The following is an 18,434-nucleotide window of genomic DNA, read 5'->3' on the forward strand; positions in this document are numbered from 1 at the left end:
CTGCGCACTTGCTGCGCTGACCGTAAGAAAACATAGGCTGGAGGGCAAAAATCCCATCAGCGAAGCTGATCTGGAATGGATTTTTGCGTGTAACTATGAAGGTACTGAATAGTTACAAAATTTGTTTATCAAAAAAACAGGGATTCTTTGCGGTTTTTACAAGTTTTTAAACGTTTTATTTGAAATAGCACAATAGGTTAAATTAGATTCTTCTATGATAATGAAGGGTGATAAGCTTACAAATCAGGCTTTTCACCCTTGTTTTATATATAACAGTTACTGCTAGGCATGTCAAGAGCAGGCGGCTGGCCGCCTGTCTTAGATTATGTTTTTACTTATTCTGGAAGTCGTCCTTCGTACATGATACTCAACTCCCCATAGACCTGGCCCCAGTCCCGGATGGTAGTTGTCCATTTCTTAATAGCCTCGAAAGTGGCCAGATATAAGGCTTTTAACAGCGCTGTATTACTTGGAAATACGCTTCTCTGACGATTCAGTTTCCGGTATGTGGAGTTCAGTGATTCTATCGCATTTGTTGTATAAATGACCTTCCGGACAGTGGTTGAAAACTTAAAAATTGGAGAAACAGCATCCCAGTTGTCCTTCCAGCGTTTCATGGAATTCGGATATTTCGGACTCCATTTTTCTGTCACACGGTCTAAAGCAGCCTGAGCCTTCTGCTCATCAGCAGCCTGATAGATGGTTTTTAAATCTGAGAGGATAGGGGAATGTGCAGCATGTTTCCGTATTACTCCCATTTTGTTACCAATTACTATCCTTTTGCTACCATTCTGCCTCTTTTTTTCAGAATTGACCTGTGCTAATATTATCATAGACAGATGCGACATGCGCTACAAACTTACATTTCATTTGTTTCTCTTTTGCAAAAGAATACGGACAAAATATAAAGCGTCTGCTCATTGCCGGAATGGTGATGAGTATGGCGTTTTTTTGATGCCGAAAACCGGGTGACGACCTGAAAAGAAACACAAAATGATTCGTGGAATGAACGCAGCGAGAATACGGAACGGGCAGTGATCATAGAAAAAAATCCAGAAGCGCTTTTATAAAGAGCGCGTGAAAATTCGTACACCATATATTATCTGCAATGATATAATGTATAATACATGGGAGAATATTGCAGAGAGTGATTCAGAATGTTTTCGGCGTTGTATTTGCATTTGTATTTTGTGCTATGTTTTATTTGTTTACGTCGAACAAAAAGGAAACCGGGGTGACCGCAGATGAAGAGTGAGGTGGATTGGAAAGAAAGTAAGTGGTACACGATGTCCGGTGGTCAGAAATGTATTGACTGGAAAAAACATTGAAATCAAAATTTACGGAGAAGACTATGATACGAGAAATTGAGAACAGAAGAAGTATAAGAAAATATAGATCCGATGAGATTGACAGGAAGCTGATCGAAGAGATCATATATAGTGCTACTCTTGCGCCATCAGCCAAAAACCGGCAGCCATGGAAATTTATCGTATATCAGGGAGAAGCGAAAGATAAACTGGTTGAGGTTATGCGCCATGGTATAAATTCAGAAAAAATCACACATGAACTTATGCCGGAATGGGCATTTGCAATCCCCGATGCTGAAAATACAGTCAGAATCATGCAGGAGGCGCCGTGCCTTATAGCAGTGCTTAATACAAATCAATATACACCATTTGCAAGCATCGAGAGAGAAAAACGGATCGTAGAAATTTGCGATTCGCTGTCGATTGGTGCGGCTGTTGAGAATATGATATTGACAGCGACCGGATATGGATTAGGTACATTATGGATTGCCAATACCTGCTTTGCCTATAATGAGCTGATAGAATTTATCGGAACAGACAACCAGCTGACAGGAATTGTTGCTGTTGGAACTGCAAATGAAGCTCCGCCGAAAAGGCCACGAAAAGCATTAAGAGATGTTGTCGAGTATAGATAAAGAAATCTTAGAGAGATTTTAAACTGCCAAACAACGAAGAGATAAAATTCATATTGGAGATGATCAGCTTTGAAGAAAGCATATGAGCAGGAAATAGAAATGTGAACCCGGGTTTTTGAGGAATGTATACCGGTGGATCTGAGAAATCTGGATTTAAAGATGGAACCCATGTCGTTTGATGGAGTGATCCTGTCCAATGTTCTGGATGTAATGCCGAAGGACATATCAACAACCGTGATCGATGATCTGGAACGGGTGCTGAAGCCCGGCGGATATTGGTTTATTAAGATGAATCCGTACTATTCAAAAGAAGAGCTTGAAAGCTTTGAATATAAAAATGCGGGTAATAATATTTATGAAAAAGATCATATTATGAGATTAAGACAGGCAACTACAAACTATTGGAAAGAAAAATTTGCACGTTTTGGGAAAGAGATCATATATTTGGAATTCGAATACCCGTGGCAGGAGGGAATGAACCGTCTGTTTGTTTACCAGAGCTAAAGGTGCCAGAAGATTCGCAGCAAGAAGCCGGATACTGAAAGAGATTGTCCGGCTTCTTTTACGAGGTGCGCCAGACGGCGCACTTTGCAGATGGATATAAATTTCTGGGAGAACGTTTTATTTCTCACGGCAATATTCCCGGATCATTTCCAGAAAATCCCTCGCATGCTGCGGCAGATACCGGTTTTTCCGATAGGCGGCGATGGTAGTTGTGAGGGCCGGTTTATGGCCGACGGAAAAGCAGAGGGCGCGGTTTCCGGTGTACTGGTTTTCATGGTGGAAATAGCTCTCCGGGGCGAAGGCAGCGCCGACGCCGTCCATAGCCAGATGGATCGACATGGAGGAGTTTCTCGTGTGGAGAGAGACCGGTGGATTGATGTTGTACTCTTTAAAGAGATCCAGAGCGATGCCGCCGGTGTTCTGGTCCGGGTAGAGGAGAATGAAGTTTTCCTCTTTTAATAGGGAAAGATCTAACCACGGGTAGCGGAAGCCGGGGCGTGTGATGGCTTTTGCGGCGAGAGGATGGTTTTCATGCAGGACCAGAACAATCTCCTCAGAGCGCAGGATCTGGTAGTCCATGGTCTCGGGAAATTCATGGATATTGTAAAGAGTCAGGTCGATGGATGAGGTCTCCAGACTGTTCTCCGCAATGAAATTTACAGCTTCCATGATATTTAAGGTCACATAGGGGTATCGTTTATGAAACGGCGCTAACATCGGTTCGATCAGCGTGCTGCCCATCATGATCGGCACGGCGATGTTTAAACGGCCGCGCTGGCGGTGAGCGATATCGTCGTATTCCTGCATCCACTCATCGCCGCAGGCAACGATCTGTTCGGCGTAGTGGAGGTAGCGTTCACCCATGTAGGTTGGGTAGTAGCGGTTTTCGTGGCGGCTGAACAGCGGAGCGCCGAGACGTTCTTCCAGGTTCTTTAAGTACTTGCTCAGGGACGGCTGGGAGATATAAAGGGATTCGGCGGCTTTGCCGATGCTCTGGTGGCGGGCGATCGCCAGGATATAGCGGGCTTCTTTTAATTCCATACAGGGCCTCCTCATAGCTTTACTACATAAAAATTATAGATAATATGTATTTGACGTATAGTATATCACTTTTTATAATGAATGTAAAATATAAGTGTAATTGATGAAAAAACAAATATTTATAAGAAACGCTAATTAAAATTTATAACGCACAGTTAAGAAAGGGGCAAACCAATGAAAAAGAGCAGTGCATGGTGCATGCTGGTTCCGGGACTGGTGATCTTATTTCTCTTCCTGATGATCCCGCTGCTTCGCGTTCTGGTTCCAAGCGTGTTTACGGGAGATTACCCGTTCAGCGCATACGTGGACTTTTTTAAGGACGAGTATTACAGAAAGATCTTTTTGAGAACCGTGAAGATCGCGGTCATCACCACCTTTGTCTGTATGGTGGGCGGTATCCCGACGGCGTATTTCATCAGCCGCTGCGATAAGAAATGGAGAGGTCTTCTTCTCTCTGCGTCGATCTTCCCGATGATGACGAACTCCGTTATCCGAAGCTTTGCATGGATCAATATTCTCGGAAGCAACGGGATCATCAACAAGGCAATGATCGCTATGGGACTGATCGAGAAGCCGATGAAGCTTCTCTACACTGATTTTTCCATCATCATTGGTTCTGTTTACCTGTTCCTGCCGTTAATGATCGTGACAGTTGCCGGTGTTATGGAAAATATCGATGATGACATGATGGAGGCGGCACAGAGCCTCGGAGCTTCAAGGACGGAAGCGTTCATGAAAGTCATTTTCCCGATGAGTCTTCCTGGAATCATCGTCGGCGGTATTCTGGTATTTACCGGAACCCTGACAGCTTACACGACGCCGCAGTTATTAGGAGGCAACAGCAACATGGTCATGGCGACCCTGATCTACCAGAGAGCGATGTCCGTCAGTGACTGGACAGGCGCGTCCGTGATCGCCCTCATCATGATCGTTGTAACTCTGGTTGTGATCAAAGGATTTAACGCTCTGGCCGCACGGCTGGACCGCAGAGGAGAAGATTATGCGTAAAAATAAAGTGCTGACCATCTGGGCAGCGATCGTATTTGCATTTTTGATGATCCCGTTACTGATCATCACCGTAACAGCATTCGGCGGCGGAAGCGCCATCACATTCCCGATCGAGTCCTTCTCGACGAAATGGTTTGCGAACGTGTTCGCGTTAAAGTCTTTCCGCAGATCATTCCTGACCAGCCTTGAGGTCGCGCTCCTCGCGACATGCATCTCTCTTCTGGTCGGCATTCCGGCAGCTTACGCACTTGCGAGAGCCGGATTAAAGGGAAAACAGCTGTTAAAGTCCATTTTCCTTTCCCCGACCATCGTTCCGGGAATTGTAATCGGCTTTATTATGTACCAGTGCCTGATCCTGACACTCCGGATCCCGGTATTTGCAGGACTTTTAGCAGGACATTTCATGGTCACACTTCCGTATGTGATCCGTGTTGTCGGTTCCTCCATGGAACAGTTCGACTTTTCCATCGAGGAGGCGGCGTGGAGTCTTGGATGCCCGAAGGGAGCGGCATTCTTCAAGGTCGTTCTTCCGAACGTGACCTCCGGAATTTCCTCCGCATTCATGCTGGCGTTCATCAATTCCTTTAACAACATTCCGGTTTCCATGTTCTTATCCGGACCGGGCGTATCGACATTCCCGTCGACACTGATGAACTATATTGAATACAATTATGATCCGACCGTATCGGCGGTTTCCGTACTTTTAATGGCAGCGACCGTGGTCATCATGGTGATCGTAGACCGCACACTGGGTATCGCAGCCCTGGCAAAATAAGGAGAATATGACCATGGCTTTTATGAGTTTAAATGGAATCGATGTTAGTTACGATAAAAAGAAACAGATCTTAAAGGGATTAAATCTTGAGGTCGAGGAAGGTGAGCTCGTTTCCCTTCTCGGACCGAGCGGATGCGGTAAATCCACAACGCTGCGCGTGGTTGCCGGATTTATCGACCCGCAGGGCGGCACCTTCACACTGGACGGTGAGGACATGACGAAGGTTCCGGTCCACAAGCGCCAGTTTGGTCTGGTATTCCAGAGCTACGCTCTGTTCCCGCATCTGAGTGTTTACGACAACGTGGCATTCGGACTCAGAACGAGAAAGATGGACAAGGACGTGATCGATAAGAAGGTCAAAGAGATCCTTGAGGTCTGCGGTCTGACCGAGCTTGCAGACCGTTTCCCGAAGCAGATGTCCGGCGGACAGCGCCAGAGAGTTGCCCTCGCGAGAGCACTTGTCATCGAGCCGAAGTTACTGCTCTTAGATGAGCCGTTATCCAACCTTGACGCGAAATTACGACTTTCCATGCGTGTTGAGATCAAACGTCTTCAGAAGCGCCTTGGAATCACGACATTATTTGTCACCCATGACCAGGAGGAATGTTTCTCCATATCCGATAAAGTTGCCGTTATGAACGGCGGCGTGATCGAGCAGTTTGACACACCGGAGAACATCTACAAGAGACCGGCGACCGAGTTCGTCGCAAGATTCATCGGTTTCGAGAACTTCCTGGAACTTGCGAAAAAACAGGACGGCGTCTACACAGCGCCGGACGGAAGTGAGTTCTTAACTTCCATGGATCTTGACTGTGAAAACTTTGCAGGAACGATCCGGCCGGACGATATCTGCCTGGCGGATGAGATCCAGACAGAGAATGTTTTAAGCGGAACGATCGGCGTCCGCACCTTCCTCGGAAAGAGCTACCAGTACGAGGTCGAGACTTCAGCCGGAGTCTTAAAGGTCAATATGGGTACCGACCATGTTTACAAAGAGGGCGAAAAGATCCGCCTGTATCTCCCGAAGGACAAGCTGATCCTGGTGAGAAAATAAAAATTTAACTTAGTGAACCATCGCGCGGGCAGAGATCCTGTCAACGCGAAGAAATATTATCTCAAAAAGAGAGAAAGAGGAGAAAAAAATCATGAAGAAAACAGCAGCAGTTGTACTTTGCGCAGCAATGATGCTTACCGCCTGCGGCGGCGCATCCACAACAGAGACCACAGCAGCAGGAAGCCAGGCAGCAGGTTCTGAGACCACAGTTTCCGCAGAAGAGACAAAGGCAGCTTCCGGAGACGCACAGAAGCTCGTATTATCCACATACGGCCTCAGCGAAGACATTTCCGAAGAGGAAGTTTACACACCGTTTGAGAACGAGTTCAACTGTGAGATCGTTACTGAGACAGGCGGCACAAACGACCGTTATACAAAATTAGCGGCAGACCCGAACTCCACCATCGATGTGATCGAACTCTCCCAGGCTATGACAGCGAAGGGCACTGACGAGGGACTTTTCGATACGATCGACTTAAGCAAGATCCCGAACGCTGAGAAGTTAATTCCGGCTGCAAAGGAGATTGCAGAGGCAGGACAGGGTGTTCCGTACACGATCAACAGCATCGGTATCATCTACAACCCGGAGCTTACAGGCTTTGATATCACAAGCTTTGACGACCTTTGGGATGAGCGTCTTGCAGGCAAGGTTTCCATTCCGGAGATCACAACAACATTCGGACCGGCTATGGTTTATGTTGCAAGTGACCATGCAGGCGTTGATGTGACAACTGATAACGGCGAGGCAGCTTTCAAGGCACTTGCTGACTTAAAGCCGAACCTTGTTAAGACATACACAAAGTCTTCCGACCTGATCAACATGTTCACATCCGGTGAGGTTGCAGCGGCAGTTGTCGGTGACTTCGGTGTTCCGACGATCGTAGCAGCAAACCCGACACTTGTTTATGTAACACCGGACGGAGCTTACGCAAACTTCAACACCATCAATGTGACAAAGAACTGTGCGAACAAGGAGCTTGCTTACGAGTACATCAACTACCGCATCAGCGAAGAGCTCCAGACAAAGACAGGTAAGGCATTAAACGAAGCTCCGACCAACATGGATGTTACATTCACTGAGGAAGAGTCCCAGAACATGACTTACGGCGATGCAGCTGAGAAGGTTAAAGTTGTTGACTACGCTTTCGTAAACCCGATCTTAAATAACTGGATCGACCAGTGGAACAGAACGATCAACAACTAATAATGAGGAAATTTATATGAGACCCGATTTCATTCTGAAAAATGTCATGGTCTATCAGACCTTCAGACAGTGCTTTGAAAAACGGGATGTGGCAGTTGCAGGGGAAAAGTTTTATTGCATTTCCCCTGCAATTTCATATCCGGGAGTGCGGGAGATCGACGGAAAAGGCAGATACATGCTGCCTGGTCTCGTGGATATCCATATGCACATCGAGAGCTCGATGACATATCCGGGCGAGTTTTCAAGGATCACGCTTCCATATGGAGTGACAACGGTGGTTGCCGATGCCCACGAGATGGCGAACGTGTTCGGCATGGACGGCATCCGGGCGTTTATGGCCCAGAAGACGAAGCAGGACATTTTCTGGGCGATCCCGTCCAGTGTACCGGCGACAAATGAGAAGTTAGAGACAGCCGGGGCGGCCCTTGGTGTAAAGGAAATTTCTGAGATGGCATCCTTAGATGGAGTTCTCTGCCTTGGAGAGATCATGAACTATAAGGATCTCTCGGCGGAAGGCGAGAGCCGGACGAGGGCCCTCATCGATGTGTGCCGGAAGGCGGGAAAGAATCTAAGGATCGAGGGACACTGCCCGGGACTTACGGGGACGGATCTTAACCGCTTTATCTATGAAGGTGTTGATGCGGACCACACCCAGCAGACACCGCAATCGGTGATGGAGAAGACGGAGCTTGGGATGTTTCTGGAACTGCAGTCCAAATCCCTGACACCGGAGGTCGTGAAGACCGTCTGCGATCATGAACTCTATGAGAATGTGGCGCTGGTGACGGATGACACGATGGCAGATAAGCTTCTGACCGGACATCTCAATAAGATCATCGAGACGGCTGTGAAGGCGGGGATGCCGATGGAGAAGGCGATCTACTGCGCGACCTGGACACCGTCGCGGCGGATGCATCTGGATGACAGAGGGATGATCGCGCCGGGAAAGATCGCAGACTTTATGCTGCTTGACAGTCTGGACGGGATCGAGCCGGTGGTGGTTTATAAGAAGGGCGAGTGTGTGTACTGCAAGGACGAGGAGGCGTGCGGTGCGGCAGAAGCTGCGGCATGCAGTTTCCCTGATCCGTTCTACCACACGATCAACTGCCGTCCGGCGGAGATCTCCGACTTTGTGTTAAAGGCGGAAGATCCAGACGCGAAATGGGCGGAAGTCAATGTCATGAAGATCGGCACCTTCGGAACGGCTACCACGCCGGTGAAGCGCAGAGTCGAGGTGAAGGACGGTGTGCTTGACTGGAAGTCGGCGGGACTTACCCTTGCAGTCGTTTTCGAGCGGTACGGCAAGAATGGAAATGTCGGATATGGTCTTGTGGAAGGAGCGCTGACGAAACCGGGTGCTGTGGCCACCACGTGGTCCCACGACAGCCATAACCTGTTTGTCCTGGGAACAGATGAGAACGATATGAAACTGACCCAGAGGCGCGTCCTGGAGCTCCAGGGGGCATATGTGGTGTTCTCTGAAGGAAGATCCCTGGCAGAGGCGAGACTTACAATCGGCGGCATCGTTTCGGATCAGCCGATCGAGGTCCTCGGACAGGAACTGAAAGAAGTCCGGGCGGCGATGGAAGGTCTCGGATATGTGAACAACAACGTGATCATGTCCATGTCCACGCTTTGTCTGCCGGTTTCACCGAAGTTAAAGCTCACGGATCACGGGCTTTTGACGGTGCCGGGGCAGGAACATGTGCCGTTGGTTGAGAAGTACGGGAAGTAGTTTTACGGCCCGCCGCCGGTTTTCTCCCCGGATAGTGGAAGAGCCGGATCAGATCGAAATTATGAAGGATGAAATTAGAACGATGAAGAAGATTATCAAAAACGGCATTGTTGTGACGATGAACGCGGCAGGTGATGTCTGGGATCATGGTTATGTAATGTTTGAGGATACGAAGATCCTGGCAGCAGGTCCGGAAGATGAGCTTGAGAAAACGCTTCAGGAGCTTACTGCGCAGGGGATCTTAAAAGCTGGCGAGACCTTCGAGGAGATCGACGCGAAGCGCGCTATCGTGATCCCAGGCCTCGTAAACACCCATTGCCACCTCGGCATGATCCCGTTCCGCGGTCTCGGGGACGACTGCAAGGACCGCCTGCGGGTGTTCCTGCTTCCGATGGAGAATCAGGCCATGGACGCGGAGATGGTCAGGCTTTCCACGAGATATGCCATCGGCGAGCTGCTGCTCTCCGGTGTGACGACGGTGCTTGACATGTACTATTTCGAGGAAGTTGTGGCGAAGGTCATGGACGAGATGGGGATCCGTGGAATCGCCGGGGAGACGGTGATGGAAAAGGATTCCTGCGACAGTAAGAACGCGGATGAGGCCATCGAGCGGGGAATCGCCCTGATCGAGGCGTACAAAGATCACCCGCGCGTTTCCGGAGCGATCACGCCCCACGGAACAACGACCTGCAGCCCGGAGACCTTAAAGAGGGCCTATGAGGAGGATGTAAAGGCGGGAACCGTATTTACGCTCCATGTGGCGGAGATGGACTACGAGATGACCCAGTTAAGGGAACAGTATAACATGACGCCCATCGAGTTTATGGAGCATATCGGAGTCCTCGGACCGAATACGCTGGCGGCCCACAGCATCCGCACGACGGAACATGATGTGGAGATCCTCGCGAAGCATGGCGCGTCCGTGGCCCACTGCATCGCCTCCAACACGAAGGCCGCAAAGGGCGTAGCCCCGGTGTCACTGATGCATAAGCACGGCATGTCCGTCGGCTTCGGCACCGACGGTCCGGCGAGCGGAAATACGTTAGACCTGTTCATCCAGATGCGGATGTGTGAGAACTTCCACAAAAATGAGCTCCACGACCGCAGCGCGTTCCCGGCAAAAGAGGTCGTCTCCATGGCGACCATCGAGGGAGCAAGAGCGTTAGGACTCGGTGACATCACCGGTTCCATCGAGCCCGGAAAACAGGCGGATCTCGTCCTCGTAGAGACCGACTCCCCGAATATGTTTCCGGTATACGACCCGTATTCGGCACTTGTGTACAGCGCGATTGCATCGAATGTGAGAGATGTTTATGTTGCGGGTGAGTGCCTCGTAAAAGAAAAGAAGCTTGTCCGTGAGGACTTCGCGAAGATCAGGAATGACCTTCGGGAGAAGATGGAGCGGACGGCGTTTAAGGATATGAAGAATCTGGTGTAGAAGACAAATATCTTGACGGAAACTGTAAAAGTACATATAATTCTGAATATAGGACAAGGAGATAGCTTGAGGAAGAGTTATCTCCTTTTTTTAAAATTTAGAGAGAAAAATACACAGACAGAGGTGCCTGTCAGGCAGCTGGGAGAAAAATAATGAGGATGTTCAGGATAAAAATGACGGCGGCGAGGACAAACCCACAGCAGATCCGTGAGGTGCGGATCGATTCGGAAAAAACGGTGGGAGAACTTCTGGAACTTGTCCGTATTGTATATGAATATGGGGATGTAAGAGGAAGTCTGTTAAATGAGGCGGGGGCCAGCCAGTCCCCGGAGACAAAGCTTAAGGACCGGATCCACGTCAGAGATCTCCTGACCGTAAATTATGCGGACAAATCGATCACACCGATTTATCTGGAAGTCCTTGAGGAGTTTGATGGATCCGGGGAGACAGCCCCGATTCTCGAAAGATACAGGATAATTCCAAGGCGGACAAGAAAGACGGCATTTGGTTATCCTGTGTTTGCGCCTGAAGAGGCGGAGCGCTTTCAAAAATATCTGAATAAGGAGATCAGTAAGGTATTCGCCCCGGAACTTGTGGTGCCGGACTTTGCCTGGGAAATTGCGACACCGTGGCAATCATTGCTGGATTCCGGTACGGCTGCGGATCTGAAAATATTAATAAAAGAAAACAAGCTTCCCGTCAATGTCTATCTGAGAAAAGCGGAGCTGGAAAAGGGGATCATAAAAGAAGCAGGAAAATCAGATTTCTGGGAAAATATCATGCAGACAATGGGAATCACTGAGTATTTTCAGGTCAAAGAGCTCTGCATTCAGGGCAGTAAATTTGTAAATGGAGACGCGGTGGATACAACATTCCCGGTTTTAAGCAGGAACCGTCTTGTTGATGAGAATTACTGGTATCGCACGATACTGGCAAAAGAATTCATGGAATTTTTTGAAAACTGGCTGGGGAGCGGAAAAGAAAGAGAATACATAAAGGACCATGCGGAGCAGACCTGCTTTTTGGCAGCATGCAGGCTTTACGGCTTTGCGGACCGGGAGCTGGTGACTGAATTTTATAAGATCATGTGTCCGGAGCAAAATGCGGCAGAGCGGGTAGGAACTTTCTGGAAACAGGCGATGCAGTGCGCACTCCAGTATAATATCAAAAAGATAGTGGGGATGGAAGTCTACTATGATTCGCAGAGTGTTTCCTCCAATTCTGTAAAGCTGTTATATCGGTCATTTCTTACGTCAGACCGGTTCCATTATGTTCCGACAAAGGCGGAGATCGAGGATATCGCAATTTCCGGCATCGGTTTTTCAGAAAAAGACAGGGAAGCGCTGATAGACATGATGGAGAGAAAATACCGCTGTGAGAGAACGAACGGAAGATTTATAGTTGGGGAACTTGAAAAAGCGATACATACAGGAATTCCGGTGGGAGAGCTTACCGGATATCTTCAGAAGGTATTATTATCGGGCAGAAGATCCTCATACCTTGGCGATATCATGGAGATTCTTGAACGTGCGCAGCGGACGGTGAGGAAAATACCACTGGGAGGATATACGGAGACGGAGATCAACCGTGCGGTGACAAAGAAAAAAGTAGTACGGGTCGAAAAGAAGATATATCCGAATGACCCGTGTCCGTGCGGTTCCGGAAAGAAATACAAGAATTGCTGTGGAAGAAGGTGAGAGGCGTGGGGACAAAGAATGAGATAGTTTACGATCTCAGACATTTTGAGAGAGATTTCAATGGGACAGAGCAGGTCAATGGTCTGGAGCTGGCTCTGGCGGAGCCTAAAAAAGATATCAGGATTAAGATGCTGGCAAACGAGCAGAGGGAGGCTGGGATTCCTTATGTGTCAGGGGATAAGATCTTTTCACTGAGGGCAGTCTGGAAGAATGATTCCAATACGCAGAGCGCGTTATGCAACGTGTACGTGGACGAAACACACGGGGAATGGATCTCGGCAAACTGCAGCTGCTCAGAATTTAATAGGAACAGATATTGCTGCCATCATGTCACCGCGCTTCTCTCCCAATATCTGATGGATCATTGGGGAACGGAAATTTTCCGGGGAACAAAAATCGAAAAGAAGCTGGCGGAGCAGGCCGGAGTACCGGATCCATTTGTTCCGGGAGTTCTGAGAAAAACGGATCAGGATCTTCTTGAAATGTTGAACATGCCCCAGGTCGGGAATATGGATCCGCTGGCGGAACTTGCGACAAACACGGAACTTCATATGGAATGCCATCTGGCGAAAGAAAAGGGTGGTGTCTCCCTGGAGCTGAAGATCGGAAGTAAGAGAAGGTATGTGGTAAAAAGCATGCTGGAATTGTTTAGATCCTGCGATGAGGGAAGAGTGTACCAGATCGGAAAGACAGACTGTCTTTCATCGCTTGACCAGTTTGACATGGATGGGCGGAGAGCGATGGAGCTTCTGCTGGGACAGTACCGTCATAAAAAGAGCACACCATATTTCTCAACTATGTTTCTGCGCACGAGTGGCAGTTACAATGAGAGATATGTTTATCTGGAAGGACGCGATCTTGACGCATGGATGGAAAATGTGGGAGAGATTCCATGCTATGTCGGAGATGATCAGGTAAGAATCAGACTTGATGGTGCGGGACCGGAGATTTCCATGGAGAGGCAGCCATATGGAATGCTTTTAAAGACGGAAAGCTTTTTTATCCTTGCTAAGACGGAAGACTGGATCTATTTTCAGACAGGAGACCGGGTCAGCCGTACCAGGAATCAGCAGGGTGGACGTCTGGGAGAAATTTTGGAGTTATTGTCTGGAAAGTCGGAATTTTATATCAGAAATAAAGAACTCCCCCTGTTTTTTGGGCAGGTGCTTCCGGCAATCGAGGATCAGACAGAGATCCAGACAACGGGATTTGCGCTGGATGAGTATCGTCCGGAGATCCCGAAAGTATCGATCTATCTTGATATCTCTCAGGATGAGATCATCTCCTGCCAGGTAAAATGCAGGTATGACAGAAGCGGGAAAGAATATCTTCTTTATGATGAGACAGACCGTTCCGTGAGAAACAACGGATTTGAGGAAGAGTTGCGGAGAGTGACCGGAAAATATTTCAATGCTTATGATGAGACCAACAAGTCAATGTGCCTCTCCGGCGGTCCGGAGGAGCTGTATCATTTTCTGACAGAGAGTGTGACGGAGTTAGGAAAATCCGGGGAAGTATTTATTTCGGACGCGCTTCAGAAACTGAAGGTGCGGAAGCTGCCATCGGTGGATATCGGAATCCGCATGGATACAGGTCTTCTTTATATGTCGATTCAGGCGCCGGATATGACAAAGGATGAGCTTGCGGAGATCCTGTCGTTATATTCAAATAAAAAGAAATTTTTCCGCCTGAAAAATGGCAGCTTTATGACAACAGATCCGGAAAAACAGAAGGAGTGGGCGGTTCTTGCTGAGACCTTTTTACAGTATGGAAAGAAAGATCCGGCGAGTATGGAGATTCCGGCGTTCCGGGCACTTTATCTGGACGAGATGCTGAAGAACCGGGATGGGATTATCCTTGAGGAGAATCGGAAGTACAAAGAGCTGCTCTTTAATATGGATACAGCAAAAGAGGCAAATGATGAGGTCCCGGAATCCTTGAGGGGAATCCTGCGCCCGTATCAGGCGGATGGATTCCGGTGGATGAAGACGTTAAAACGATGCGGCTTCTGCGGAATCCTTGCGGATGACATGGGACTTGGAAAGACTCTTCAGATGCTGACGTTCCTGCTATCTGAGAAAGAGGAAGGAAAGACAGGAGATGAACTGCGGACGTTGATCGTTACTCCGGCTTCTCTTGTATACAACTGGAAAAAAGAGATCGGCCAGTTTGTGCCGGAGCTTTCCTGCAAGGTGATTACAGGAAATGCGGCAGAGCGGCAGGAAATGATCCAGAATGAGGAAGATAGGGATATCTGGATCACATCCTATGACCTTCTGAAACGCGATATTGCATGCTACGAGAATATCCGGTTCGCAAATCAGGTGATCGATGAAGCGCAGTACATCAAAAACCATGGTACCCAGGCGGCAAAGAGTGTGCGTCTGATCCAGAGTGGATTCCGGATGGCGCTGACGGGAACTCCGATGGAAAACCGTCTCAGTGAGCTTTGGAGTATTTTCGATTTCCTGATGCCAGGCTTCCTTTATGGATACCAAGGCTTCCGGGAGAAATTTGAAGAAGCGATCATGAATGACAGAGATGAAGAAGTGAGTGCGAGATTGCGCAGCATGGTACATCCGTTTATTCTTCGCCGACTGAAAAAGGATGTGCTCACGGAGCTTCCGGACAAGATTGAAAAGACGGTAACGATTGAGCTTGAAGGAGAGCAGAGAAAGCTGTATGACGCATACGCAAAGCGGCTGAAACTGTATCTGGAAAAGCAGAGCAAAGAGGAATTTAAACAGAGCAAGCTGGAAGTATTGAAGGAACTCACAAGACTGCGCCAGCTTTGCTGCGGTCCGGAGTTATTTCTGGAAAACTATCACGGTGAAAACGCGAAGATGGATGCCTGTGTGGAACTTGTGAGACAGGCAGTCGACGGTGGACATAAGGTGCTTCTGTTCTCCCAGTTTACGAGTGTGTTGGATGAAATTGAAAAGGCGCTTGCGAAAGAGAAAATCGAGGATCACCGAATTGATGGAAGCGTGTCGAAGGAGCAGAGGATCCGGCTTGTGGATTCCTTTGAGACGGACGATGTTCCTGTGTTCTGTATTTCCTTGAAAGCTGGTGGTACAGGACTGAACCTGACGGCGGCAGATATCGTGATCCACTACGATCCATGGTGGAATGTTGCTGCGCAGAATCAGGCAACAGACCGTGCGCACCGGATCGGTCAGAGGAACACGGTGACGGTCTATGACCTGATCGCGGAGAACACGATCGAGGAGCAGATTAAAAAGCTTCAGGAGAGCAAGAGTGCTCTTGCGGAGGAGATCTTGTCTGGAGAAGGAATCCAGAGTATTGTACTGGATCGGGATGAGATTTTGAAGATGCTGTAAAAGTGTATTGCCGCTTCAGATAAGCTGGGGTAGTGCATTCAGAAGAAGTAAAGGTCACTTGGCCCCCTTTGATCGGTGGGAGTCATGTGACCTTTGTCTTATTCACGGAATTTTCTACGATAAACTTGATTGAGTAATGTGGTGAGAAAATTCCTTTTCGATATCTTTTTGGTAGACGGGATGAAGCGCGGATTCCACCAGAATAAAGTTTAAGATCCATTGGATCATGTAGCAGAAGCAGTTCCTCTGCGAAAAAAAGCAAATCCAAATATTACTTCGGAACCTAAATATATGGCAGAACCGGAGAAATATCAATGATAGTTCAGAAAGTGAAATAACGTGAGGATAGAAATAAAAAGATCCTGCCCCATAGTAAGACAGGATCTTCGGCGATACTCCTGCAGGAGTACAAAATTGTTTATATGATCAGTGATTGAGGGTTAATCCACCAGCTCATTCTGATGTCTCGACAAATGCTCATAGGGCAGGATCAACCGTCCGCGGTAGAGGCCGCAGCCATCGTTTACGAGGTCATTATTGATGGCGGAGAACATGTTTACGTCGAGGTCGGCGAGGTTTAAGGTTACGAGGCGGCGGCAGCGCTCGTAGGCTTCATCAAAGTAGACGCATTCGCCCACAGGGATCTCGTCGCGGCGGGCGCGCTCGCCCTCCTGGCGCTTCTCGTAGCTTAAGTGGTTGGCGACACCGATCTCCGCAATATCGTCCATGTGCTTGGTGCGGAGCTGGACTTCCATATAGCTGCGGGAGCTGTTGTCGTAGAAGGTGATGTGGAGTGACTGGTAGTCCTCAGAAGTATTTCCACAGATATAGTCGCGGTAGTAAGGCTTCACATCATCGTTTAATAACGGCGAGGTGCTTTTCTTCACACCGTAGGCCGGTTCCGCGGTAAATCCCCGCTCTTCGAGAAAGCCCGGAAGTTCGTTGGCGATCTGGTAGAGGTATCGGAGGTCAGCTTCTTCCTGAGATTCATCAGGTTTCAGGTAGCATTTCGGCAGAGAAGTCACGATCCGGTATGCGATCAGATCCCGAAAACAGCTGAGGCGCTGCTTGAGTTCGGAAATCGACGGGTAGGCCTTATTTTCCATATAGTAATCATAGATATATTCGACGATGTAGCCGTTGAACTTTGCCTCCGCGCGGATCAGGGATTTGATGCGCCCTTTGAAGTTAAAGGCCAAAAGCGGATATTCCTTTGCCATATGGATATAAAATTCCCGGATCTTCTGGGACTGGGCAGTAAGGAAATCATTGTGCTCGAGCAGCTCCCGGATCTGGAGCAGAAAGTTCGCATGCATCAGGTCGATCTCATTGCCGGTGCATTTTGCCTCTTTCTTCAGGTCCTGGCTGTAGTTTTTTAAAATTTTGAACATGGTATCGCCGGAATAAAGATAATCATTTAATGTAACCATGGCTGTCACTCCTCTGTCGTAGATAATTATATTTTATCAAAATCAGCGGCATTATCAAGAAAAATGTAACGATGTTTTCCGATGGTCGAGACATGGATCGGCAAAACAGAAATGGAAAAAGAGCTTGCCGCACGAGTTAGTTTGTGCTAACATATCACACAGACAACTGTGCTGCAGCATGTACTTGTGAATGGAAAGGAAAAGGTAACCGTGAAGGTACTGAATGGTTACAGGAAAATAATAAAATGGAGATCAAACAACTGGAATATTTTGCGGCGGCGGTGGAGTATGGGAGCCTGAACCGCGCGGCAGAGAAATTATATACAACACAGCCGAATGTGAGCCGCGTGTTAAACAGTCTGGAAAAAGAGCTGCATGTGACGCTTCTGGAGAGAAGCAACAAGGGAATCAAGATGACACCACAGGGGGAAGAACTCTATGGTCATGCGATGAGCATCTTAAAACACTCCAATGTCATCCGTTCGATGTCGGAGCGGCCGAACGGGAGAAGATTTTCGGTGTCCGGTTACAGGAGTGGCCTGCTCACAAAACTGATGGTGCAGCTGTATCAGGGCGGTAGAGAGCAGATAAAATATGAATACCGGGAAGGAACTGTGGAGGAGATCACAGATAACGTGGCGGCAAGGATCTCAGAGATCGGGATCGTCTATTTCGCGGAAGCACAGATGCCGTGTTTTCAGCATATCATGTGGCATAAAAAACTGGAATTCTATAAGCTGGCGCTTAGGGGGATTTGTGTCTATGTTGGGGAAAATCATCCGCTATATGAACGGGAATCTATTCGCTTTCCTGAACTGAAGGGGATGAAATTTGTGACGGAGACGGAAGATTTCTTTGCCATGGAACATCATATCGAGAGGATCAGCGTCGGTGCGTTCATCTCGGAACAGCATATGAATGACAGGTTTTATACAAACAGCGATTACATGATCAATAACCTGCTTTTGCATTCTGACGTGTGCTGCCTGGGGATCGATATTGTCCCGGCAGGTTACCGGAAATACGGAATCAAAGCACTTAAAATCGAGGACTGTGAGCCATTCCTGGCATTCGGGTTTGTGGCGGCGGAGAATGCCTCGCTGTCTGCGGAGGCAGAGCAGTATCTGGGGAAATTGAAGACATATTTACAGTGATGATGTTAGTCAGTAACGGTTCAGCAGGCCTGCGTATTTGAACTCTAAAATCCTGTTGACGGAACCGATCTGGAATGGATATCCGCAAGGATGCGCAGTGATTCTGTGAAG

General features: G+C 48.3%; 14 protein-coding genes. 11 read left to right on the forward strand and 3 right to left on the reverse strand.

Annotated features, from left to right (window positions below; genetic code table 11):
* Positions 1-335: 335 nt before the first annotated feature.
* The gene (locus ABCW45_RS05760; RefSeq protein WP_343220457.1) at positions 336-848 is read right to left on the reverse strand and encodes a transposase; all 513 of its coding nucleotides are present in this window, start codon (positions 846-848) and stop codon (positions 336-338) included.
* Between the two features lie 503 nt (positions 849-1,351).
* On the opposite strand from ABCW45_RS05760, the gene ABCW45_RS05770 reads away from it, so the two are divergent.
* Both ABCW45_RS05770 and ABCW45_RS05775 read left to right on the forward strand, forming a co-directional pair.
* Positions 1,352-1,942 carry a nitroreductase family protein gene (locus tag ABCW45_RS05770; protein WP_117471021.1) on the forward strand — a complete coding sequence of 197 codons (591 nt, stop codon included), beginning with the start codon at positions 1,352-1,354 and terminating at the stop codon, positions 1,940-1,942.
* Between the two features lie 132 nt (positions 1,943-2,074).
* Positions 2,075-2,446, forward strand: coding sequence for a methyltransferase domain-containing protein (locus ABCW45_RS05775; RefSeq protein WP_117471020.1), 372 nt, complete (start codon positions 2,075-2,077; stop codon positions 2,444-2,446).
* Positions 2,447-2,563: 117 nt separating this feature from the next.
* Here the strand turns inward: ABCW45_RS05775 and ABCW45_RS05780 are convergent, their stop codons facing one another.
* Positions 2,564-3,487 carry a LysR family transcriptional regulator gene (locus tag ABCW45_RS05780; RefSeq protein WP_117504407.1) on the reverse strand — a complete coding sequence of 308 codons (924 nt, stop codon included), beginning with the start codon at positions 3,485-3,487 and terminating at the stop codon, positions 2,564-2,566.
* A gap of 174 nt (positions 3,488-3,661) precedes the next feature.
* Between ABCW45_RS05780 and ABCW45_RS05785 the strand changes: the two genes are divergently transcribed.
* The 8 genes from ABCW45_RS05785 to ABCW45_RS05820 all read left to right on the forward strand — a co-directional run bounded on the left by ABCW45_RS05785 (position 3,662) and on the right by ABCW45_RS05820 (position 15,739).
* Positions 3,662-4,495 carry an ABC transporter permease gene (locus ABCW45_RS05785; protein WP_015552826.1) on the forward strand — a complete coding sequence of 278 codons (834 nt, stop codon included), beginning with the start codon at positions 3,662-3,664 and terminating at the stop codon, positions 4,493-4,495.
* Positions 4,488-5,270 carry an ABC transporter permease gene (locus ABCW45_RS05790; protein ID WP_118297651.1) on the forward strand — a complete coding sequence of 261 codons (783 nt, stop codon included), beginning with the start codon at positions 4,488-4,490 and terminating at the stop codon, positions 5,268-5,270. The genes ABCW45_RS05785 and ABCW45_RS05790 overlap by 8 nt, the downstream gene beginning before the upstream one ends.
* 13 nt (positions 5,271-5,283) lie before the next feature.
* Positions 5,284-6,324: an ABC transporter ATP-binding protein gene (locus tag ABCW45_RS05795; protein WP_015552828.1), complete on the forward strand. Its 1,041-nt coding sequence runs from the start codon at positions 5,284-5,286 to the stop codon at positions 6,322-6,324.
* A 91-nt stretch (positions 6,325-6,415) separates the two neighbouring features.
* Positions 6,416-7,528: an ABC transporter substrate-binding protein gene (locus tag ABCW45_RS05800; protein ID WP_343220458.1), complete on the forward strand. Its 1,113-nt coding sequence runs from the start codon at positions 6,416-6,418 to the stop codon at positions 7,526-7,528.
* A 16-nt stretch (positions 7,529-7,544) separates the two neighbouring features.
* Positions 7,545-9,263, forward strand: coding sequence for an adenine deaminase C-terminal domain-containing protein (locus ABCW45_RS05805; RefSeq protein WP_117566530.1), 1,719 nt, complete (start codon positions 7,545-7,547; stop codon positions 9,261-9,263).
* Positions 9,264-9,345: 82 nt separating this feature from the next.
* Positions 9,346-10,701 carry an amidohydrolase gene (locus ABCW45_RS05810; protein ID WP_117566529.1) on the forward strand — a complete coding sequence of 452 codons (1,356 nt, stop codon included), beginning with the start codon at positions 9,346-9,348 and terminating at the stop codon, positions 10,699-10,701.
* A gap of 158 nt (positions 10,702-10,859) precedes the next feature.
* A complete protein-coding gene (locus ABCW45_RS05815; RefSeq protein ID WP_242992103.1) occupies positions 10,860-12,398 on the forward strand; it encodes a YecA family protein in 1,539 nt (512 codons plus the stop codon).
* Positions 12,399-12,403: 5 nt separating this feature from the next.
* Complete coding sequence (locus ABCW45_RS05820) at positions 12,404-15,739, forward strand: DEAD/DEAH box helicase (protein ID WP_147324924.1); 3,336 nt, start codon at positions 12,404-12,406, stop codon at positions 15,737-15,739.
* 440 nt (positions 15,740-16,179) lie between these two features.
* Here ABCW45_RS05820 and ABCW45_RS05825 read toward each other — a convergent pair whose 3' ends face one another.
* Positions 16,180-17,169 carry a nucleotidyltransferase family protein gene (locus ABCW45_RS05825; protein ID WP_021904008.1) on the reverse strand — a complete coding sequence of 330 codons (990 nt, stop codon included), beginning with the start codon at positions 17,167-17,169 and terminating at the stop codon, positions 16,180-16,182.
* Positions 17,170-17,414: 245 nt separating this feature from the next.
* Between ABCW45_RS05825 and ABCW45_RS05830 the strand changes: the two genes are divergently transcribed.
* Positions 17,415-18,323: a LysR family transcriptional regulator gene (locus ABCW45_RS05830; protein ID WP_117566527.1), complete on the forward strand. Its 909-nt coding sequence runs from the start codon at positions 17,415-17,417 to the stop codon at positions 18,321-18,323.
* Positions 18,324-18,434 lie beyond the last annotated feature (111 nt).

The sequence above is a fragment of the Pilosibacter fragilis genome, from assembly GCF_032490495.1.
GTDB lineage: Bacteria > Bacillota > Clostridia > Lachnospirales > Lachnospiraceae > Pilosibacter > Pilosibacter fragilis.